Raw genomic sequence first — 20,240 nt, 5'->3', positions numbered from 1 at the left:
GGTTTTAGTTGGTTCTTTTTTCAATTCTGAATAAAATAATTCTAGAAATCGCATTAAACAAAAAGATAATGACAAACAGGAGTAAAGCGGCAAACATCAGCGCCGAGTCATACATGGGGATAGACATCATTTCTCCGTAGTTATTGGCAATAAGAGCAGGTAAAGGATATCCTGAATCGAATACACTTTTAGGGACTTGTGCCAAATTTCCGCAAACCATCAGAACGGCTATAGTTTCACCAAAAGCTCTCGAAATTGCCAGTACTACTGCAGCTACAATTCCATCAATTGATTTTCTTAGAAGTACTTTTTTAGTGGTTTGCCATTGCGTTGCTCCCAGCGCCAAAGACGCATCTCTTAATTCCTGTGGAACGTTGTCAAATACCTCTATCAGAATACTTATAATCAACGGAAAGATCATAATGGCTAAAACAATTCCTCCTGCTAAAACGGAATATCCTGTGGTAAATTCAATAAAATGGGGTGCAATTTTATCCTGAATTAAAGGAACGATTACCAATACGCCCCAAACTCCAAAAAGAACCGGTGGAATTCCTGAGAGTAATTCGATCAATGGTAAAACCAATTTCCGAACCCTGATGTTTGCATACTCCGAAAGATAGATTGCAGTAAGCATGGATAGTGGTAAAGCTATAATTATGGCAATTCCTGTTACCCAAAATGTACCCACTATAAAAGGATAAAACCCAAAAGCTTCCTTAAACGGTTTCCATTCGGAGGACGATAATAGATTCCACAATGAGGTGCTATGCAAAATAGGTAATGATTTGTAAAATAAACCAAGACCCATTAAAACTACTGTAGATATGGAAAGTACGGTGAGAGTTAAAAAAGCTTTACTGAGGAAACGATCTTTTAGTAATCTTATATTTTTCATTTTAATTGTAGTGAAACCACCTTAACCAACTGCGTTTTACTCCGCTCGTGGTTTTAAGGAGTTTTATTAGGATAGATATTGGATATTTAAAAGAGTATTATTTTACTTTTTCTAACTCTTTTGCAATTTTGTCTTTGGAAAACTTGATATAACCTGCTTCCTGAACAAATTTCTGCCCATCAGTAAGAATGTATTTTATAAATTCTTTTACGATTGGATTTTTTGGTTTTCCCACAGTTACAAAATACAGATCTCTTGCTGGTGGTGAAGGATATTTTCCGGCAACAATAGCCGCAATCAACTGATCGATATCATCATAAAAATTTTCATCTGGATCTAATTTTCCATTGTTGTTAAAATCAATTGGAACAGGAACTACTCCGTTAGTTGGTTTATTTGTTTTGGTATCATAGACATACACAATATTATTAAAACCTAATCCTGACGGGTCTCTTTTTACAGCTTGCGCCAATCCAGGATCACCAAATACCGCTACTCCTTGTAAATCTTCTTGTTTTTTATTGAAATATTTTGCCCAAGTTTCTGCTGCTCCCGATGCATCTGAACGTGTATAAACATGTATTGGAGCTTCACTTTTAAAACCTAAAGTATTCCAGGTTTTGTATTTACCAGTAATAAATATATGGTTGAAAGCATCTTTTTTCACTCCTTTTTCATACAACACTTTTCTGTACGGACTCGAAGCGCTGATAGTGGGAATTACAGCATCTTTAGTTACTGCCACGGCAAAAGCACCTTTTTTATACTCTGCTGCATTAAGGTCTCGAGAAACCAATCCTATGTCTGTTACTTTAGATAATACATCGGTTATTCCTTTTCCTGCTCCTCCAGCTTGAATATCAATTTTAACATTTGGGTTAATTTTCTTAAATTCTTCTGCCCATTTTACCGTAATTGGATACAAGGCAAAAGCCCCAGAAATGCTTATATTTCCTTTTAAATCTTGTGCAGTTACTTTTGTGGTACTGGCATTTGCCAATAATAAAATTACTACGGCTACGAACGATATTTTATATGTTTTCATTTTGTTTCTTTTTAGAATTTTTAAAAATTAGAATTTTAATTGCAATTGTGCTATAATTTCGTCTTTATTGATTGAAAATCCTTGTTCCCTTTTATGCTTGTAGTTGACTTGAAATTTTACAAAACTGTTTGGATATAAATTAGCACCAAGAGTGTAGAATGAGGTAATATCATTTTTCGGATTGTTTTTTGTTGGGTCGAATGTATCGTATTTAGCTACAAATTGAAGTTGCTTTGGTAGAATAAAATAACCCACTTGTGCATACCAACCGTCCTTAAGAAGATCTCTATTTACTCCGTTTACAATATAAGTACCTTGTTGTGCTTGTAAATATTCAGCTCTAAATGAGAATTCATTATAATTTACCGATACATCTACGCCAATGCGAATTTGATCTTGGTTTTTAGCCGGTGTTGACCAGGAATCGTGTCCATTAGAATAGGAAATGCCGAGATCTAAAAACTCGTAAGGATGTGCCACAACTCTGGCAGCAATATCTTTAGATTCGTTTTTATCGGCAGCAATGTTTATTCCTTGGCCATCAAAATAAGCCAAATAATAATCTAAAATATAATGGTTTGAGGTTGTTTTGAATAAGCTACCACTAGCTTGCAGTCCGATATCACGACCATTTTGATCTCCTATTGCATCTTTATTTCGACCTGTTAATCCACTTATTTGTGCACGATCTATTGTCTCTAGTGAACTATCAGAAGTAGTGCTTTCTAAAGAATTTGGAATTAGAAATTGTCCAGCGGTTATTTTTAAGTAATCAAAAGGTTTATAGACAAAATACGCATCGATTATTTTTGTATTGATAGCAAAATCAGTTTGTAATCGGTATTCCCATTCTGGTGAAAAATTACCTTTAATGTCTAATCTTGCTCTTCTTATATCAAAGCCATCAGCTTTTTCGGGTTCTTGCAAGGATTGATAGCGTACTTGTATAGCGCCACCAATATTTATGTTCCGACTGGAAAGGACATTAAATAATTTTTGTTTTTCTTTTACTTCTTGTTGTTTGAAAGCATAATCAGCACGAATCGAGTCGGCATCATTTTGTTTAACCAACCCTTTTTGGATTAATAAATTAAGTATATCATCCGATGATTGTGCTTTCGTTATTCCAATAGTAAAAATTGTTATTAGTAGTAATAGTATTTTCTTGATTTTCATTTCTAAGTTTTTTTAATTTTAATTCTACGTGTTTGTTTTTCTATTAATTTGATGGATTTTGTTTTCAAACTAAATGCCACTAAAGTGTTTTTATGCCCGAGGGCACATATAATAGAAACTGCACATATTTTTTAAATTAAAAAAAATGGTGGTATTTAAATCTAGGTTTGGCAAACCTTTTTTAAGAAGAATAATAGTCATTATTATATAAATTATATGTGATTAGTCGAGTTTAAGTTAATTTTTTTTGCTGGCACATAAACATCATGTGATTACTCTTTTCTTTACTTGCAATTAGTTGTTTATTTCCTTTTTGTTCACTTAAAATAACGAACGTGTTTACATGCGTTTTCATATGTTTAAATTTGGATTGTTAATTAAATATTAAATTCATGGCAAATATATAACTAATTCTATAAAATTAGTCGAGTTTAAAAAATATTTTTTTATTTTTTCACTAATGAAGCTATAGTTATTCCTTGCATAGCTTTCAAAGTCTCGTCTCTAATAGTCATAAGTCCATGTCGTAATAGGCATTCTGATTCACTTGTGCAATCAGAACAACGCTCGTAAAAATTTAGGGATGCACATGGAAGCAATGCGATTGCGCCATCAAATAACCGATGAATATCAGCTAAAGTAATGTCGTTTTTAGATTTTAAAAGATAATAACCGCCAAATTTCCCTTGTTTGCTCCCAACAAAATGGCCGCGTTTTAGGTCCAATAATATCTGCTCCAAAAACTTTTTTGGAATGTTAGCAGCTTCAGCGATTTCAATAGTTCTTGAAATGTGATTTTCGTCTTGTTGCGCTAAAAACAATAATGCTTTGAGCGCGTATTTGGCTTTATGTGAAAGCATTTATTGTAATTGATTTATGTATTTTGAATTGATTGTAGTCTTTAATTTTTAAAAATAAAAGTATTATAATTTAAAAGAACCTTTATTTTTTTGAATTAGTAATTTTTGATATCGATGTGTTTATTTCCCAGAAAAAAACGAGAAAGTTAGACTAAGGAATATTGTCATTTACCAATCTCCGCCAGAACCACCACCAGAGAAACCTCCACCGCCAAATCCACCGCCAAATCCACCTCCGCCACCGCCAAAACCTCCACCGGAAGAACCGCCAAAGCCCCCACCGCCACTGTTTCTGCCAAGACTGCTAAGAATAAGAACGTCAAGTAAACTTGGTCCGCCACTTCTGTTACCAGAATTTCCTCCACCGCCACCTTTATTTCTTGAAATTAGTACAAGAATAACGATGATGATAACTATAAACGGTATAATTGGAAAACCTTTTTCTTTTCCTTTAATTTGTCTTCGTTCTCCTTTATATTTTCCTTTAAAAACATCAATTAAGGCATCAGTTCCTTTGTCAAGCCCTTTGTAATAGCTTCCCGCTTTAAATTCAGGAATGATAATATTTCGAGTAATTTCTCCACCAATACCGGCAGTTAGTCGATCTTCAACACCATATCCTGGTGAAATCCATATTTTTCTTTCGGCTTTAGCCAATAAAATAAGGACACCATTATCGTCTTTTGCAGTTCCGCCAATTCCCCATTGGTGTCCCCATTTTGGGGTAAGAATACCTATGTCTTCGCCTTTAAGGGTTTCAATGGTAATTATCACAATTTGAGTTGTGGTCGAATCAGAATATTTAATGAGTTTTTCCTCTAATTGTGCTTTTTCGCTTGCACTTAAAACATTAGCATAATCATAAACAGAAGTTTGTAAACTTGGTTTTTCAGGAATGGTAAATTGTGCAAAACTAATTTGTGTAAGTAAAAAACAAACTAATAGCTTTAGAAAAATTGAGTTATTCTTTTTTAGTAATAGCATTATCCTTTAGATATTTCGTTTGATAATTCATTAGTATCGCCTTCTTGCCAAGGGAAATATTTCTGTAACTGCTCCCCAGCCATTAAAATCCCATCAATGAGTCCTTGTTTGAAATTTCCGTTTTTAAAATGGTTTTTCATAATTTCTTTTGTGGTTTCCCAAAAATCATCTGCAACAAGATCATTTATTCCTTTGTCTCCGCAAATCACAAATCTTTTATCGGCAATGGCAAGATAAATCAAAACGCCATTTTGAAGCTGGGTTTCGTCCATTTTGAGTTCATGAAAAACTTCCAAAGCCCTGTCAAAAGGTTCTTCGGAAGTTGTTTTTTCTATATGTACTCTAATCTCGCCAGAAGTATTTTTTTCAGCCACGCGAATAGCTTCAATAATTGCTTGTTCTTCTTCTTGGGTTAAAAAACCTTCTACTTTTGACATTGGAATATTTTTGAGTTAAGATCAAAGATTTTTGATTTCAGAATTTTTTAATCTGCAATCAAAAATCTTTTATTTTTAAAGGTTGTCTCTTAAAATTAAATTTATTTTTTCCTCCTAAAAAGTTACCTTTAGAATTTTACTTCAACAGGTTTGTCTGCACCTTCAACAGAATTAAAATATGCTTTTTCTTTGAAACCGAACATACCAGCAAATAAAGAATTTGGAAACGTTTTAATGTGTGAGTTGTATGGTTTTACCGCTTCGTTAAAACGAGTTCTAGCCGTTAGAATTTGATTTTCAGTACTAGCCAGTTCATCTTGCAGTTTTAAGAAATTTTGATTGGCTTTCAAATCAGGATATCGTTCTACCGTAACCAATAATCGAGATAATGAACTGCTAACACCGCTTTGCGCTTTATTGAATTCTGCTAATTTTTCAGGTGTAATATTTGTTGGGTCAATTGTAGTTGAGGTCGCTTTGGCACGTGCTTCAATTACTGCCGTCAAGGTTGATTTTTCGAAATCAGCAGCTCCTTTTACGGTGTTCACCAAGTTTCCAATTAAATCGTTTCTTCTTTGGTAGGCCGTTTGTACATCTCCCCAAGATTGCTCAACATTTTGGTTTAAAGTTACTGCCGTATTGTTAATTCCTTTAACCCAGCCATAAATTCCGATAATTACAACTATTGCGATAATCCAAGGTAAAAATTTTTTAAAATCCATTTTTTTTTAATTTAAAGTTTAGTGTTTATTTTTATAAAATCTGCAATTTGAAAATTGTTTCTCTGTAATCCGAATGCTACAGTTGATTTTTAATATTTGTTAAATGTGTTCGTATTGTTTCCAGTTTTCGAATAATTTCAAATTTATCTAAGGTTTTCTTCTGACCTTCTTTTAAATGCGTTTTGGCGCCTTCCAGCGTAAAACCTCTTTCTTTTACTAGATGGAAGATGAGCTGTAAATTAGTTATATCTTCAGGGGTGAACATACGATTGCCTTTTGCGTTCTTTTTAGGCTTCAGAATGTCAAATTCAGTGTCCCAAAAGCGGATTAGCGAGGCATTGACATCAAATGCTTTGGCTACTTCGCCAATGCTGTAATATCTTTTGTCTTTAGATAATTCAATATGCATATCTGTTTTTTATTTTTTGTCCAGTTGAATTGTCACTGAACACTATTTTATGATCTTTTATCTAAACACTACGAACCGAACACTGAAGACTATTTTTATATTAGTCTAATGATTGATTCTCCTGATTCGCTAATTTTGAAATGGCTACATACTCAATTGCAGAAATATTTCCGTAGTAAAAATTGAGCGGATTCACGACATTTCCGTCTTTGTGCACTTCATAATGCAAATGTGGCCCTTCAGATCTTCCGGTGCTACCTACATAACCTATAATGTCACCGCGTTTCACTCTTTGTCCGGCTCTACAATTATATTTACTTAAATGGGCATACAGTGTTTCGTAACCATATCCATGTCTAATTACAACGTGATTTCCAAATCCCGACGTATTGTTATCTGCATTTTTGACTACTCCGTCGCCAGTTGCATAAATAGGAGTTCCTATATTTGCTGAAAAATCCATTCCTTCATGCATTTTTCTTGCCTTTGTAAAAGGATCTGTACGGTACCCAAAACCGGAAGCCAAACGTTTTAAATTCTCGTTCCTTACAGGTTGAATAGCAGGGATTGCAGCCAATAGTTTATTTTTAGCTTTGGCTAAATTTAAAATAACATCCAATGATTTCGACTGAATCACTAATTCTTTGGATAGTATTTCAACTCTTTTCGTTGTATTGATTACCAATTGTGAATTATCATAACCCTGTAGAGCCTTATATCGATTTATTCCCGGCAAACCTGCTTTTCGTACCGAGTCCGGAATTGTGGAGGTGTTAAAATATACCCTATATATATTATTATCCCTATCCTCAATTGCCTCAACGACATCATCAACCTGATCCATTTTTTTATTTAAAATAGAAAAATTCAACTTCAAATTGTCAATTTCGCGCGCTTGTAAACGATCTTTTGGCGTTTCAAAATAAGGGGTGTTCAATAATACAATGAAACACAAAAATCCAAACAAAGCCGATGCCACTAAAAATAAGGCTGCAACACCAAATTTCTTTCTTTTTCTTATTTTTATTTTTCGGTATGCTAGATTTTCGGAATCGTAATAATATTTTACTTTCGCCATATTTTAAAATACCCTATTTTTGCACCTCGTAAAAGGTTAGTCGAACAAATTTAATAAATGTTTCATTTGTTCAACCCTTTTTTTAGGAATAAATAATATAATGTGCCTATTCCAGCTATTCGTTGCATGTTCTCGTCTTGAAATCTTTTTTTCTTATGAGCCAGCAGGAGCTTCCTCGGGTCGCTCTGCCATCTCATGAAAAAATAAATTTCAAAACCGCGAAGCTTTTCACTGTTATCTGGGGCAAAACAAATTAAAAGATTCAATTCTAAATAATCTTTAAATTTTTGAATCTTTAAATATTTAAATTAAAAAAATGACATCACAAGACGTACGTAAACAATTTCTAGATTTTTTCGCATCAAAAGGACACTTAATCGTTCCATCGGCACCCATAGTTCTAAAAGATGACCCAACCCTGATGTTCAACAACTCAGGAATGGCACAGTTCAAAGAATATTTCCTAGGAAATGCCACGCCAAAAAGCAATAGAATTGCCGATACACAAAAATGTCTTCGGGTTTCAGGAAAACATAATGACTTAGAAGATGTAGGTTTTGATACGTACCATCATACCATGTTTGAAATGCTGGGAAACTGGTCTTTTGGCGATTATTTCAAAAAAGAAGCGATTAACTGGGCTTGGGAACTTTTGACAGAAGTCTATAAAATCCCAAAAGAAAATTTATACGTTTCCGTATTTGAAGGAAATCCAGAAGAAAACGTACCAATCGATCAGGAAGCTTGGGATATTTGGAAGGGATTAATTGATGAAGACCGAATCATTCTTGGAAACAAGAAAGACAATTTCTGGGAAATGGGCGACCAAGGACCTTGTGGACCTTGTTCCGAAATTCATGTTGATTTACGTTCAGAAGAAGAAAAAGCTCTAGTTTCCGGAAAAAGTTTAGTGAATAATGACCATCCGCAAGTAGTGGAAATCTGGAACAACGTATTTATGGAATTCAACCGTAAAGCCGATGGTTCTTTAGAGAAACTTCCCGCTCAACACGTTGATACCGGAATGGGATTTGAGCGTTTGTGTATGGCATTGCAAGGAAAAACTTCTAACTATGATACTGATGTTTTTACGCCACTCATTGAAAAAGTAGAGCAAATTACAGGATTGAAATATACTTCAAACGAAGTTTTAAATAGTAGTGAAGAGCAAAACAAAACCAATATTGCTATTCGTGTAGTGGTTGATCACGTTCGTGCGGTAGCTTTTGCTATTGCTGACGGACAATTGCCGTCAAACACAGGTGCTGGTTATGTAATTCGCAGAATTTTACGTCGTGCCATTCGTTACGGATTTACCTTTTTGAATACAAAAGAACCTTTCATTAATCAATTGGTAGCCGTTTTAGCGAATCAGATGGGGGAATTTTTTCCGGAAATCAAATCGCAACAACAATTGGTCACTAATGTGATTCGTGAAGAAGAAGCTTCTTTCTTGAGAACGTTAGACCAAGGATTACAATTATTGGAAAATGTAGTTACCGAAACTAAAGGATCAACAGTTTCAGGAGTTAAGGCTTTTGAATTATACGATACTTTCGGATTTCCAATTGACTTAACAGCATTGATTCTTAGAGAAAAAGGATTCGAACTGGATGAAGCAGGTTTTAACACAGCCATGCAAGCTCAAAAAGCGCGTTCGCGCGCCGCATCTGAAGTTTCGACTGAAGATTGGTCGGTGTTGATTCCTGGAAATGTAGAAACATTTGTGGGTTATGATCAAAAAGAAAGTGATGTGAAAATTACTCGTATCCGTAAAGTAGACAGTAAAAAAGATGGGATTTTATACCAAATCGTTTTAGATAACACACCTTTCTACCCAGAAGGTGGTGGGCAAGTTGGGGACAAGGGAACTTTAGTTTCTGCAAATGAAACCATAGAAATCATCGATACTAAAAAAGAAAATAACCTGATTTTGCATTTTGCCAAAAAATTACCGGAAAATGTAAACGCTAGTTTTATAGCTAAAGTAAACCAGGATTTGAGAAATTTATCTTCTAGAAATCACTCGGCTACGCACTTAATGCACCAAGCGTTGCGAAGTATTCTTGGAACACACGTGGAGCAAAAAGGATCTTTGGTAAATCCAACTTATTTGCGTTTTGACTTCTCTCATTTTGCCAAAATGACGGAAACCGAATTGCAGCAAGTGGAGGATTTTGTAAATGCAAGAATCCAAGAGCAATTACCACTTATCGAAAGACGAAACATTCCTTTTGCACAAGCAGTTCAAGAAGGAGCGATGGCGTTGTTTGGAGAAAAATATGGGGATGAAGTTCGTGCAATCAAATTTGGCGAAAGCATGGAATTATGCGGTGGAATTCACGTAAAAAACACTGCGGAAATCTGGTATTTCAAAATCGTTTCTGAGGGAGCGGTTGCTGCAGGAATTCGTCGTATCGAAGCCATTACAAGTGATGCCGTAAAAGCGCATTTTGCTTCCTATGAAAATACATTGAATGAAGTGAAAATAGCGTTGAAAAATCCTCAGGATATTTTAAAAGCCGTTCATTCGATGCAAGAAGAAAATACCAAATTAGCCAAACAAATTGAGGCTTTGATGAAAGATAAAGTCAAAAATTTAAAAGCGAGTTTAATTGCTGAAATACAGGAAATAAACGGCATACAATTCTTAGCTAAACAAGTGGATTTAAATCCGGAAGGAGCCAAAGATTTGGCTTATGAATTAGGAAATTTAGGAAAAAATTTATTTCTTGTTTTGGCTACAGCCGACGAAGAAAAACCAATGTTAACCTGTTATGTTTCTAAAGAATTAGTGGCGCATAAAAACCTAAACGCTGGACAAGTAGTTCGTGAATTGGGTAAGTTTATCCAAGGTGGCGGTGGTGGACAACCGTTTTTTGCTACAGCAGGAGGAAAGAATGTAGCTGGAATTCAAAACGCATTAGAAAAAGCGGTTGAGTTTGTGAAGTAATAATCTCGTAAAGTTTTTGTCTCGCAAAGGCGCAGAGACGCAAAGTGTTTGTGGATAAATAATAAAAAATATTCATTAACTATAGCTTTGCGTCTCTGCGACTTTGCGAGATTTTTTATTATATTAGCGAGAAATAAAAAATAATGACTGAAAACGAAATTTCAAAAATTGTTGTTAATGTTTGTTATAAAATACACACAAAACTTGGTCCAGGATTATTAGAATCAGTTTATGAAGCTATTTTGTTTTATGAATTAACAAAAAGAGGATTAATAGTTGAAAGTCAAAAACCACTTCCGGTTATCTGGGATGAAGTAAAATTAGATATTGGATTTAGAACTGACTTAATTGTAGAAAATATAGTTATTTTAGAAATAAAATCAGTTGAACAAATTGCTAATGTTCATCCAAAACAACTTTTAACGTATTTAAAAATAACAGGAATGAAATTGGGCTTGTTGATTAATTTTAACGAGCCATTAATTAAAACAGGAATTACAAGAATTGTAAATAATCTCTACTAACCTTTGCGTCTCTGCGACTTTGCGAGAAATAGATATGAACTTCAGAACCCAGATACCCATTCCTAAAAGTAATCATCCAATAGATTACAATTCAAAGATTGTGTCTTTGGGTTCTTGCTTTGTTGAAAATATGGGAGATAAATTCCAGTATTTTAAATTTCAAAACACCATAAACCCTTTTGGGATAATTTTTAATCCGGTTTCTATTGAAAAGTTAATTGATCTTGTTGTTTCCGGAAAGCAATTTACAGAAAACGATATTTTTTTTCATAATGAACGTTGGCATTGTTTTGAGGTGCATTCGGATTTGAGTAATTCAAGTAAGGAGGAATTATTAGCATCATTAAACGCATTAATCAAATCAACAAATCAACAAATAACCGAATCAACACATTTTGTCATCACGTATGGAACCTCATGGGTTTATCGAAATATAGAAAGCGATTCAATTGTAGCGAATTGCCATAAAGTACCTCAAAAACAGTTCAAGAAAGAATTACTTTCTGTTGAAGAAATAAAAAAAAGTATTACAAACACAATCAAATTAATTCATTCGGTAAATCCGGATTGCAACATTATCTTCACGGTTTCGCCGGTGCGTCACATCAAAGACGGTTTTGTTGAAAATCAGTTAAGTAAAGCACATTTGATTTCGGCTATTCACAGTATTCTGAATTCTGAACAATGCAAGCTGAACACCGAATACTTTCCTTCTTACGAAATCATGATGGATGAACTTCGCGATTATCGTTTTTATGTCGAAGATATGTTGCATCCCAGTCAAGTGGCGATAGATTATATTTGGAAACGCTTCAAGGAAACAGTGATTTCAGAAACCGCTTTTTCTACGATGGAAGAAGTAGAAAGTATTCAAAAGAGTTTGTCGCACAAACCTTTCAATCCTGCTTCAAATAGTCATTTGAAGTTTGAATCCAAACTTAGAGAAAAAATCACTAAATTGGAGAATCAATATTCATTCATGAAATTTTAATTATGCTTAGAAGAATACTTATTGGAATAGCAATTATCGGTGGAATCTTTTTATTGTTCAAATACTGTGATTTTAAGAAAAAAGATGATGGAGATATCACTTACAACACGAATCTCATTCAGCAACAAATTCTGAACGTCGGAAAATTAGTCGTTACTGAAGGTCATTTTTCTGAAGTCATCACTTATAAAAACCAACAAAAATACTTGCTGGATATGCTTTCTTTCGAGAAAAAAGCGTTGGTTGTTATCAATGCCGATGTGACTGTATCGTATGATCTGCACAAAATGAAGTACGAAATCGATGAAAAGAATAAAACCATCACCATTGTAAGTATTCCAAAAGAAGAAATAAAAATAAGTCCTGATATTCAGTTTTATGATGTGGAGCAAAGCAAATTAAATCCTTTTACGGGTGATGATTACAACAAAATCAATAAGTCAGTTAAAGCGAATTTAGCCAAGAAAATAGAAAAATCGACGCTTAAAACGAATGCTCAAAATCGCTTAATTAGTGAATTGTCAAAAATATTGATTCTGACCAATACCATGGGTTGGAAATTGCAGTATGAGGGAAAAGTAATCGAAAGCGAAAAGGATTTTGGGCAAAAAATAAAATTGTAATAGTTTTTTTGTCAGGTTGAGCGCAGTCGAAACCATTTTTATAGCTGTTTAAGCCTATTAAAAAATCTCGACTGCGCTCGATTTGACAAACGTAAATTGGAAAACTAAGTTTTCTCTTTGTCGAAAATCAAATCCAAACCACCAGCAATCAAATGCGCTACTTCGGGTCTTTTTACTTTCAATTGATCCAGATAAACCATTATTTCCTGCAATAATTGCGGTTCATTTCTGTCTTTCAAAAGTTCTGTAATTTCAACAGCTAATAACCAATCGTTTGGATGATTAGTGCGTAATTTTTTAAAAATTGGTACCAAAGAAGTTTCTATATCCTTAGTTTCTCTACTATTTCGAATCGTTTGGTATAAAACCTCTAAATCATCACGTTCAGCGGTATGTTTCGCCTTGATGGTTTTGCTTGTTGGTACATGCGAAATTAAATCAAAACTGTTTACATCAGCAGGGCCTGAAAAAGCCGAAATCACTTTTTTACCAACAGCCATGTCGTAAATTCCCCATTCCGGTTGAAACAAAATAGTTTCTTCATGAGTCACGGTACAATTCTTTAAACTGATTAAAATAATCTCTCCGTGCAGGTTTCTAGATCCGGTAATAATTTCCCCTTTTACGGTGATATCACCTTCAAATTCTAAAGTTACAGTTTTATTTTCCGTGATAGAATAAGCGCTTAAATCTCTTGGACTCATGTCTTCAATTGCGAGATTTATGCCTTTGAGTTTCCCAATTGGACTTCCAAAACCTTCGACATGTTTAATTGTTCCATGACCTACTAATTCTTTTTCACGGTATGACAATGCTGTTTTTCCAGTTGTTTGGATGTAAACGGGTTTTCCTTCTTCTTCAATAACATTGGTAAAAACTCCCGAAATTTGAATTCCGGTACTCAATTCAATCGTTCCTAAAGCATTCGAATGAATCAGTTTATTAATTCCTGATAATCCTCCGGTACGCAATGCCATTTTATTGGCAAACTCTTCCAAAACCAAGCTTAAATAAGCAAAATCTGGAGTGACATAAAGTTGCGGTTGCAGCTTTGTAATGTCAAAACTCTGGTTCGCTGCAGACAGGTCGTAAGGGATTTTCTTCACATTATCCGTCATGCACCAGGCACTTTCTCCTATAGACGAAAGAAGTCCAGCACCATAAATTTTTGGATTGTCGATAGTGCCTATTAAACCATATTCCACGGTCCACCAATGCAGGTTTCTGATTTGCGCCATTTCAGATAATTCACCCATGTTGTTCTGCAAATCTTCCACCGCTTTTTCGGCAGCATCAATATCGGCTTGCGGGGTGTCTTCAGCTTCTTTCAGGATAGAAAGCAGTCGGATGGCTTCATACGTTTGGTAGTCTTTGTACGACGAAATGGCTTTGCAGCCTATTTCTCCAAAACGGCGGAGGTATTCCGCATATTCTGGATTGGCAATAATGGGTGCATGACCAGCACCTTCGTGGATAATATCCGGTGCGGGTGTGTATTCTATATGTTCGAGTTGACGAATGTCAGAAGCAATTACAAGCACATTATACGCCTGAAATTCCATAAATGCATTGGGCGGAATAAAACCGTCCACCGCAACGGCAGCCCAACCTATCTCAGTCAGAATGCGGTTCATGCCGTACATGCTTGGGATGTTATCTACTTCGATACCTGTTTTTTTCAAACCTTCCAAGTAGGAACTATGTGCTACTTTTGATAAGTAATCCACATTTTTACGCATCACGTAGCGCCAAACCGCTTGGTTTATTGGTGTATAATCGCTATAATCCTGAGGTTTAATGAATTGTTTTAAGTGCTTTGGCAATCGGTCTAATAAGGGATTGCTTTCTATAGTTGAGTTCATATCGAAAACGTTGTAGTTCTACTGCAAAAGTACGAATTTCAGGAGCTATTTCCCGCTTTTCATTGCAAGTTTTTGCAAACCCGTTTGCTTTTCTAATGTTACCGCAGGAGCTTCCTTTGGTCGCTCTGCGGCAACAAGAAAAACTAAAACGGTTTTCGCATAAAGCTTTTCATTCCACTCGGGGCTAGGGGAGTTGGTGTGTAATTTGAGATTTGGTTTGATTTAAGATGATTTCAGCGGCATTCAGTCATTGCGAGGAGCGAAGCAATCACATTAATACATTCCACTAAGAAACTCCGTTCGGTTTGTAGGCTTATAAAAATTTTAAAGCTGTCAATACAACGATTTAAATAGCTATAACAATCCATTTTTTAAAGTAGGGTTGTATTTCTGTCTGAATTCTATATTAAATAATGCTAATATAATAGTTATTAAAACAACTGTAATTATTCCTAAAATAAATATAGAAATCAAATCTAACTCACCAGGATTGCTTTGGTTTAATCGATAAGAATTAATTATCAATATAATTGCAAACATAAACCAAGTTATAACGCTCGTAACCCAGCCTTTCGATAGGTTTTTGATTAAAAGTATTGCTGATGAAATGGCAATAAGTGATACAAATACTAAAGTTATATTTTTTCTGACTGCCATTAGAACAATGCGCTGATGGTCCACTAATGGGTTTTTCCATAAAAAAGTATAATATTCAGTACATGTTATATAAACAAAAAATAATATGACTAATCCAGAACAAACCTGAATTCCTGCTAGAATAAGTTCAAAGATTCTCCAACTATGTTTCATTGTATTTTTTACTTTAAACGTTTGTATTCTCATTGTTGTGGGCACAGAATGGGATTCCTGTGCGAACGGTTGTGCATATTCGAGCAATCTACTACTTTACTAACTCAAATACCAATACCTGCGTTTTTTGTTTGTCTGAAAAATTATTATCCGAAACAAAAATGATAGATGGATTGCCATTAGCCAAATTTGGTCCAAAAGTAAGTCCTTCGATATTATCTATAAAAATCCCCAAATCATCCATGTTTAGAACTAACTTTTTAGAAGCCAATTCAATTTTTTGATTTTGCAAAGAGCTGTAGTTTTTTACATTGGTCGCTTTTTTCAAATCACATAAAAATACTTTTACCGTGCAGGCTTGCGTACCGGTAGAGTAGGAGCGTTCTACAACTAATAACTGGTTTTTACCATAATACTGAATTGCCGAAACACCATTGACGGCAAAAGCACCTTTCGGATTGGGTTCAAGTGCAATAGGTTCCAGTTGATAGCCGTATTGAGCTGTATTCTTCTTTGTTTTGGCATTAAATTGATACAATCTGATCAATCCTCCTTTTCTGGTATTGGCTTGGTCGCCATCTTCAAAAAGCGGTTCTTCAATATTGGTGTAAATATTTTTGTATTTAAAATCGAAAGAGATTCCTTCTAAAATTCCGTTATTTCTTGGTCCTTTTTCTTCTTTTTGTATTTCTAAATTCTTTGGTAATTTAGCTTTGCCAAGAAAATTACCTTTCAAATCTATAAAATTTAGGGAAGGATTCTGTAAAATTTCCTTGTCTGCGTTAATCACTCGTGCTCCTTCGCTACTCCATACTAAGGAATTTGTTTTTGGATTGTATCGCATATCTTCCGGATCACAAGCTGTTGTTGGGGTAGTATTCCAGTTGCCATAATTTTTTCCGGCTTCATCTTTCAAATAAGTGACGTTTTGAAAATCAATGCTTTTTATCTTGTCTTGGGGCAAATTAATTTTTGCGGTATAAAATCTTGAATCGTTAAAAACGGATCTGTCATCACAGATTAGGTAATACAAATGTTGCTTTGCATCGTAGTCGATTCCGGATAATCCACCAACCGTGGTGTCTTCAAAAGTTTTGTCAAAAGGAATTTCAATGGTACTGACTAGTTTTAATTTAGGAGTTTCGATATTTCCAGTAGTCTGTTTTAAATTGGAACAGGAAAGAAAAACAGTTTGAATAAAGACAAAGAAAAGTATTTTACGCATAGTGTTATTGTGATGATTTAAAAGAAATATAGATTTAACAATCATTTAAAATCTTTGAACTAAAGCTTTAGATTTTCTGCTGCATTCCTGAAATATTCAATTTTATAATTGAACATTTCAGCCATGTTTGTAGCGCGTAGTTTAGCTTCTTCGGCTAATGGACCTACAAATAAACTATCAGTAGTTGCTGTGAAAATTTCCATCCAGCGGTCAAAATGTTCTTTGGCAACCGGTAATTGTTTGTGCGGAGGGAAAGGACTGCCGGAATAAGAGTGAACTTCGAGTAAAATAGTTTGCCAAAAGCGATACATTTTTTCCAAATGTTCGGGCCAGCGGTTACCTATTTTTTCATTGAATATGGGACCAATAAATTCGTCTTTTTGAACTTTAGCATAGAAAGTGTCAACGAGTAACTTTATGTCTTTTAGGGTAGTAATATCTGTAAGGATTGTCATAATTTAGGTATAAAAAAGGCCTACACAAAGGTAGGCCATTTATATAGAAAAATGAATTTTTGACTATTTAGATTTTGGAGGAAATTGAGCCAAAATTTTAGAAACATATTCATTGATTTGACTTTCTTTTTGATCATGATTTTCCGTTAAGTATCCCACACCTTCACCTTCCCAAACGAGTTCTTTTTTCTTGGCATCAATTAAATCAATATAAAGTGTTCCTTCTGTTGATGATGATACATAGGTACGTCCTCCCCAAAGATATGGGTTCCATCCGTAGCCCCAACCATAACCCCAACCGGCGTTGTACTGGTCGACATCTATTCGTTCTCTTTCTTTTGTGAGAATGTTTATCAATAAATCAGGATTTTCACTTTTGGACATTCCTTTTTTAGAAAGTTCATTATCAATGGCATGAAGAATTCTTTTCTTATCAAATTCTGAGATTTGCGCTTTGTCAATCCCTTGTTTATGAAAGGCATAGGTTTTGTATTGGTTAAAATCTACACTTTTATCGTAATCAGAATTTACTCTAATCGAGCTGCAGGAGGCCAAAATATAGAGCAAGGCTATTGGAATAAGTTTAATCGCGTTCATGGTATAAGTATTTGATTGTTAATTCTTTATTATAAAGATACGTCCAAATTTTTAAAAATCCAATAAATTATCGGCAACTCTATTAGGAAGGGTTACCTTCAGTAGAGGCTGCGCTTCCATGGCTCTTTTTATGGCAAAAATAGCACCATCATTACGCGCCCAGCTTCTTCTGGAAATTCCGTTATTGACATCCCAAAAAAGCATGGCTTCTAATCGTCTGGAAGCTTCTTTTGTACCATCAAGAACCATTCCAAATCCACCGTTAATTACCTCGCCCCAACCAACTCCTCCGCCATTGTGTATCGAGACCCAAGTGGCACCGCGAAAGCTGTCCCCAATGACGTTCTGTATCGCCATATCAGCAGTAAAACGGGAGCCGTCATAGATATTAGAAGTTTCTCTGTATGGAGAATCGGTACCGGAAACATCATGATGATCCCTGCCTAAAATTATAATTCCTATTTCACCTTTGGCAATAGCCTGATTAAATGCTTCGGCAATTTTTACGCGCCCTTCTGCATCCGCATAAAGAATTCGGGCTTGTGAGCCTACAACTAATTTATTTTCCTGCGCACCTTTTATCCAGTGAATATTATCTTGCATTTGTTGCTGAATTTCCTCAGGAGCTGTTTTTGCCATTTCTTCTAGAACCTGACAAGCAATTAAATCTGTTTTGGCTAAATCTTCTGGATTTCCCGAGGCACAAACCCAACGGAACGGACCAAAACCATAATCAAAACACATAGGTCCCATTATATCCTGAACGTAACTCGGATACTTGAAGTCAATATGATTTTCCGCCATAACATCAGCACCGGCGCGGGAAGCCTCCAGCAGGAAAGCATTTCCATAATCAAAGAAATAGGTTCCCTTTGCCGTGTGTTTATTAATTGCCGTGGAATGACGGCGCAATGTTTCTTGTACTTTTATTTTGAATAAATCGGGATTATCAGCCATCATTTCATTGGCTTCTTCAAAGGAAATATCCGCTGGATAATAACCGCCTGCCCAAGGATTATGTAAGGAAGTCTGATCGGATCCTAAATCGACATGGATATTTTTGTCATCAAATTTTTCCCAAACATCTACTACATTTCCTAGATATCCGATGGAAACAATTTCTTTATTGGCTTTCGCTAATGTGACTCTTTGTACTAATTCATCAATATTTTCAATTACTTCATTGATCCAGCCTTGACTGTGACGGATGTGCGTGATTTTTGGATTTACTTCCGCGCATACGGTTATGCAACCGGCAATATTTCCTGCTTTTGGTTGTGCGCCGCTCATACCACCTAGGCCAGAAGTCACAAATAGACCTCCTTTTGGACTGCGTTTTATTTTACGGAAACCATTCAAAACCGTAATGGTTGTTCCGTGTACAATTCCTTGCGGACCTATGTACATATAACTTCCGGCAGTCATTTGTCCGTATTGCGAAACGCCCAGCGCATTCATCTTTTCCCAATCGTCCGGTTTAGAATAGTTAGGGATTACCATGCCATTAGTCACTACGACTCTGGGTGCTTCTTTGTGTGAGGGAAACAATCCCATTGGGTGACCGGAATACATGGTCAATGTTTGCTCATCTGTCATTTCCGATAAGTATTGTATTGTCAATAGATACTGCGCCCAGTTTTGGAAAACGGCTCCATTGCCTCCGTAGGTAATCAATTCATGGGGATGTTGTGCAACGGCATAATCTAAATTGTTTTGAATCATCAGCATTATTGCTTTGGCTTGTTCGCATTTTCCGGGATATTCATTAATTGGACGCGCACACATTTCATATTCCGGACGAAAGCGATACATATAGATGCGACCGTATGTTTCTAATTCTTCTGAAAATTCTTTGATTAATTCAGCATGATGTTTGGGTTCAAAATAACGCAAAGCATTGCGAAGTGCTAGTTTTTTTTCCTCTGCAGATAAGATTTCTTTTCGTTTTGGCGCATGATTAATGTCTGCCTCATACGGTTTAGGCTGAGGTAATATAGTGGGAATTCCCTGTTTGATTTCTTCTTGGAAAGTCATTTTAATATTGATTCGTTAGAATATGTCCATAGGAATACTTTATTCTTCGGGTTATTTAAAGTAACGAAACCACTATGGATAACGAATATCCGACCTGTGGTAAGATTTGTATATTTTAACGCTATATTTTAATGATTGATTATCCATGTTTTATGGTTAGTTAATTTTGTGACTGAACATTGCTTACTTCTTATTAATTCCTGTTTTTTTATCGTAACCGTACGGACAATGACGACAGCCACTTTTGCAACAATACCCTCTTTTTAAATGGTGTTTTTCGGTAAAGCATTTATAACCTTCAGGCGTGTAATAAAAGTCTTCGCCTTCAATTAATTTATTTTTATTATTCTCGTCAATCATGTTTGGGGTATTCTATTGTGAAAAATTATTTAGAATATTTCAATTTATACGATTTACTCAAACGATTGCGTTATTCGTTAAAATAATTATTTTAGCAGCAAATTTATAAATTTTATAATCTAAGTTAGAATGAATTCCTTACTATTTTCTCAAACAAATTAAATCATTTGATTGTCATAAATATTTTAATTTTTCAA

20 protein-coding genes are annotated in these 20,240 nt (G+C 35.1%); 4 read left to right on the top strand and 16 right to left on the bottom strand.

Going from position 1 to position 20,240, the window contains the following annotated elements; genetic code table 11:
- Window positions 1–4 precede the first annotated feature (4 nt).
- The 9 genes from pstC to ACFX5D_RS08330 all read right to left on the bottom strand — a co-directional run bounded on the left by pstC (window position 5) and on the right by ACFX5D_RS08330 (window position 7,609).
- Window positions 5–898 (bottom strand): phosphate ABC transporter permease subunit PstC, encoded by an 894-nt coding sequence (gene pstC / locus ACFX5D_RS08370; protein WP_379857780.1) that lies wholly within the window; start codon window positions 896–898, stop codon window positions 5–7.
- 97 nt (window positions 899–995) lie between these two features.
- Complete coding sequence (locus tag ACFX5D_RS08365; protein ID WP_379857779.1) at window positions 996–1,943, bottom strand: PstS family phosphate ABC transporter substrate-binding protein; 948 nt, start codon at window positions 1,941–1,943, stop codon at window positions 996–998.
- 27 nt (window positions 1,944–1,970) lie between these two features.
- Window positions 1,971–3,119 (bottom strand): porin, encoded by a 1,149-nt coding sequence (locus ACFX5D_RS08360; RefSeq protein WP_379857778.1) that lies wholly within the window; start codon window positions 3,117–3,119, stop codon window positions 1,971–1,973.
- 446 nt (window positions 3,120–3,565) lie between these two features.
- A complete protein-coding gene (locus tag ACFX5D_RS08355) occupies window positions 3,566–3,979 on the bottom strand; it encodes an RrF2 family transcriptional regulator (RefSeq protein ID WP_379849627.1) in 414 nt (137 codons plus the stop codon).
- Between the two features lie 168 nt (window positions 3,980–4,147).
- The gene (locus ACFX5D_RS08350) at window positions 4,148–4,963 is read right to left on the bottom strand and encodes a TPM domain-containing protein (RefSeq protein WP_379857777.1); all 816 of its coding nucleotides are present in this window, start codon (window positions 4,961–4,963) and stop codon (window positions 4,148–4,150) included.
- On the bottom strand, window positions 4,963–5,400 hold the full coding sequence (locus ACFX5D_RS08345) for a TPM domain-containing protein (protein ID WP_379857776.1): 438 nt from the start codon (window positions 5,398–5,400) through the stop codon (window positions 4,963–4,965). The genes ACFX5D_RS08350 and ACFX5D_RS08345 overlap by 1 nt, the downstream gene beginning before the upstream one ends.
- Before the next feature lie 128 nt (window positions 5,401–5,528).
- Window positions 5,529–6,122 carry a LemA family protein gene (locus tag ACFX5D_RS08340; RefSeq protein WP_379857775.1) on the bottom strand — a complete coding sequence of 198 codons (594 nt, stop codon included), beginning with the start codon at window positions 6,120–6,122 and terminating at the stop codon, window positions 5,529–5,531.
- A 76-nt stretch (window positions 6,123–6,198) separates the two neighbouring features.
- Complete coding sequence (locus ACFX5D_RS08335; protein ID WP_379857774.1) at window positions 6,199–6,531, bottom strand: MerR family transcriptional regulator; 333 nt, start codon at window positions 6,529–6,531, stop codon at window positions 6,199–6,201.
- A gap of 100 nt (window positions 6,532–6,631) precedes the next feature.
- Complete coding sequence (locus tag ACFX5D_RS08330; protein ID WP_379857773.1) at window positions 6,632–7,609, bottom strand: M23 family metallopeptidase; 978 nt, start codon at window positions 7,607–7,609, stop codon at window positions 6,632–6,634.
- Window positions 7,610–7,925: 316 nt separating this feature from the next.
- On the opposite strand from ACFX5D_RS08330, the gene alaS reads away from it, so the two are divergent.
- From alaS to ACFX5D_RS08310, 4 genes are all read left to right on the top strand, one after another.
- Window positions 7,926–10,562: an alanine--tRNA ligase gene (gene alaS / locus ACFX5D_RS08325; protein ID WP_379857772.1), complete on the top strand. Its 2,637-nt coding sequence runs from the start codon at window positions 7,926–7,928 to the stop codon at window positions 10,560–10,562.
- 143 nt (window positions 10,563–10,705) lie between these two features.
- Window positions 10,706–11,086, top strand: a complete 381-nt coding sequence (locus tag ACFX5D_RS08320) for a GxxExxY protein (RefSeq protein ID WP_379857771.1) — start codon at window positions 10,706–10,708, stop codon at window positions 11,084–11,086.
- Window positions 11,087–11,120: 34 nt separating this feature from the next.
- Window positions 11,121–12,077 carry a GSCFA domain-containing protein gene (locus ACFX5D_RS08315; RefSeq protein ID WP_379857770.1) on the top strand — a complete coding sequence of 319 codons (957 nt, stop codon included), beginning with the start codon at window positions 11,121–11,123 and terminating at the stop codon, window positions 12,075–12,077.
- A 2-nt stretch (window positions 12,078–12,079) separates the two neighbouring features.
- Complete coding sequence (locus ACFX5D_RS08310; protein WP_379857769.1) at window positions 12,080–12,700, top strand: DUF4230 domain-containing protein; 621 nt, start codon at window positions 12,080–12,082, stop codon at window positions 12,698–12,700.
- Window positions 12,701–12,804: 104 nt separating this feature from the next.
- On the opposite strand, the gene ACFX5D_RS08305 is transcribed toward ACFX5D_RS08310, so the two are convergent.
- The 7 genes from ACFX5D_RS08305 to ACFX5D_RS08275 all read right to left on the bottom strand — a co-directional run bounded on the left by ACFX5D_RS08305 (window position 12,805) and on the right by ACFX5D_RS08275 (window position 20,043).
- Window positions 12,805–14,562: an aromatic amino acid hydroxylase gene (locus ACFX5D_RS08305; protein ID WP_379857768.1), complete on the bottom strand. Its 1,758-nt coding sequence runs from the start codon at window positions 14,560–14,562 to the stop codon at window positions 12,805–12,807.
- Between the two features lie 354 nt (window positions 14,563–14,916).
- Window positions 14,917–15,405 carry a hypothetical protein gene (locus ACFX5D_RS08300; RefSeq protein ID WP_379857767.1) on the bottom strand — a complete coding sequence of 163 codons (489 nt, stop codon included), beginning with the start codon at window positions 15,403–15,405 and terminating at the stop codon, window positions 14,917–14,919.
- A 58-nt stretch (window positions 15,406–15,463) separates the two neighbouring features.
- The gene (locus tag ACFX5D_RS08295) at window positions 15,464–16,597 is read right to left on the bottom strand and encodes an esterase-like activity of phytase family protein (RefSeq protein WP_379857766.1); all 1,134 of its coding nucleotides are present in this window, start codon (window positions 16,595–16,597) and stop codon (window positions 15,464–15,466) included.
- A 59-nt stretch (window positions 16,598–16,656) separates the two neighbouring features.
- Window positions 16,657–17,052, bottom strand: coding sequence for a group III truncated hemoglobin (locus ACFX5D_RS08290; protein WP_379857765.1), 396 nt, complete (start codon window positions 17,050–17,052; stop codon window positions 16,657–16,659).
- 63 nt (window positions 17,053–17,115) lie between these two features.
- Window positions 17,116–17,649 (bottom strand): DUF4136 domain-containing protein, encoded by a 534-nt coding sequence (locus ACFX5D_RS08285; RefSeq protein WP_379857764.1) that lies wholly within the window; start codon window positions 17,647–17,649, stop codon window positions 17,116–17,118.
- Window positions 17,650–17,700: 51 nt separating this feature from the next.
- Window positions 17,701–19,683, bottom strand: a complete 1,983-nt coding sequence (locus ACFX5D_RS08280) for a urocanate hydratase (RefSeq protein WP_379857763.1) — start codon at window positions 19,681–19,683, stop codon at window positions 17,701–17,703.
- Window positions 19,684–19,866: 183 nt separating this feature from the next.
- Window positions 19,867–20,043: a DUF5522 domain-containing protein gene (locus ACFX5D_RS08275; protein WP_379857762.1), complete on the bottom strand. Its 177-nt coding sequence runs from the start codon at window positions 20,041–20,043 to the stop codon at window positions 19,867–19,869.
- Between the last annotated feature and the right edge of the window lie 197 nt (window positions 20,044–20,240).

This window comes from Flavobacterium fructosi, assembly GCF_042787335.1.
Classification (GTDB): Bacteria; Bacteroidota; Bacteroidia; order Flavobacteriales; family Flavobacteriaceae; genus Flavobacterium; species Flavobacterium fructosi.
The sequence above is the reverse complement of the archived record's forward strand: the minus strand, read 5'-3'. Positions and strand labels throughout refer to the sequence as shown.

Bases quoted from the DNA above. Each gene is read 5' to 3' on its own strand.
- pstC (WP_379857780.1), bottom strand. From the start codon at position 898: ATGAAAAATATAAGATTACTAAAAGATCGTTTCCTCAGTAAAGCTTTT.
- ACFX5D_RS08365 (WP_379857779.1), bottom strand. From the start codon at position 1,943: ATGAAAACATATAAAATATCGTTCGTAGCCGTAGTAATTTTATTATTG.
- ACFX5D_RS08360 (WP_379857778.1), bottom strand. From the start codon at position 3,119: ATGAAAATCAAGAAAATACTATTACTACTAATAACAATTTTTACTATT.
- ACFX5D_RS08355 (WP_379849627.1), bottom strand. From the start codon at position 3,979: ATGCTTTCACATAAAGCCAAATACGCGCTCAAAGCATTATTGTTTTTA.
- ACFX5D_RS08350 (WP_379857777.1), bottom strand. From the start codon at position 4,963: ATGCTATTACTAAAAAAGAATAACTCAATTTTTCTAAAGCTATTAGTT.
- ACFX5D_RS08345 (WP_379857776.1), bottom strand. From the start codon at position 5,400: ATGTCAAAAGTAGAAGGTTTTTTAACCCAAGAAGAAGAACAAGCAATT.
- ACFX5D_RS08340 (WP_379857775.1), bottom strand. From the start codon at position 6,122: ATGGATTTTAAAAAATTTTTACCTTGGATTATCGCAATAGTTGTAATT.
- ACFX5D_RS08335 (WP_379857774.1), bottom strand. From the start codon at position 6,531: ATGCATATTGAATTATCTAAAGACAAAAGATATTACAGCATTGGCGAA.
- ACFX5D_RS08330 (WP_379857773.1), bottom strand. From the start codon at position 7,609: ATGGCGAAAGTAAAATATTATTACGATTCCGAAAATCTAGCATACCGA.
- alaS (WP_379857772.1), top strand. From the start codon at position 7,926: ATGACATCACAAGACGTACGTAAACAATTTCTAGATTTTTTCGCATCA.
- ACFX5D_RS08320 (WP_379857771.1), top strand. From the start codon at position 10,706: ATGACTGAAAACGAAATTTCAAAAATTGTTGTTAATGTTTGTTATAAA.
- ACFX5D_RS08315 (WP_379857770.1), top strand. From the start codon at position 11,121: ATGAACTTCAGAACCCAGATACCCATTCCTAAAAGTAATCATCCAATA.
- ACFX5D_RS08310 (WP_379857769.1), top strand. From the start codon at position 12,080: ATGCTTAGAAGAATACTTATTGGAATAGCAATTATCGGTGGAATCTTT.
- ACFX5D_RS08305 (WP_379857768.1), bottom strand. From the start codon at position 14,562: ATGAACTCAACTATAGAAAGCAATCCCTTATTAGACCGATTGCCAAAG.
- ACFX5D_RS08300 (WP_379857767.1), bottom strand. From the start codon at position 15,405: ATGAGAATACAAACGTTTAAAGTAAAAAATACAATGAAACATAGTTGG.
- ACFX5D_RS08295 (WP_379857766.1), bottom strand. From the start codon at position 16,597: ATGCGTAAAATACTTTTCTTTGTCTTTATTCAAACTGTTTTTCTTTCC.
- ACFX5D_RS08290 (WP_379857765.1), bottom strand. From the start codon at position 17,052: ATGACAATCCTTACAGATATTACTACCCTAAAAGACATAAAGTTACTC.
- ACFX5D_RS08285 (WP_379857764.1), bottom strand. From the start codon at position 17,649: ATGAACGCGATTAAACTTATTCCAATAGCCTTGCTCTATATTTTGGCC.
- ACFX5D_RS08280 (WP_379857763.1), bottom strand. From the start codon at position 19,683: ATGACTTTCCAAGAAGAAATCAAACAGGGAATTCCCACTATATTACCT.
- ACFX5D_RS08275 (WP_379857762.1), bottom strand. From the start codon at position 20,043: ATGATTGACGAGAATAATAAAAATAAATTAATTGAAGGCGAAGACTTT.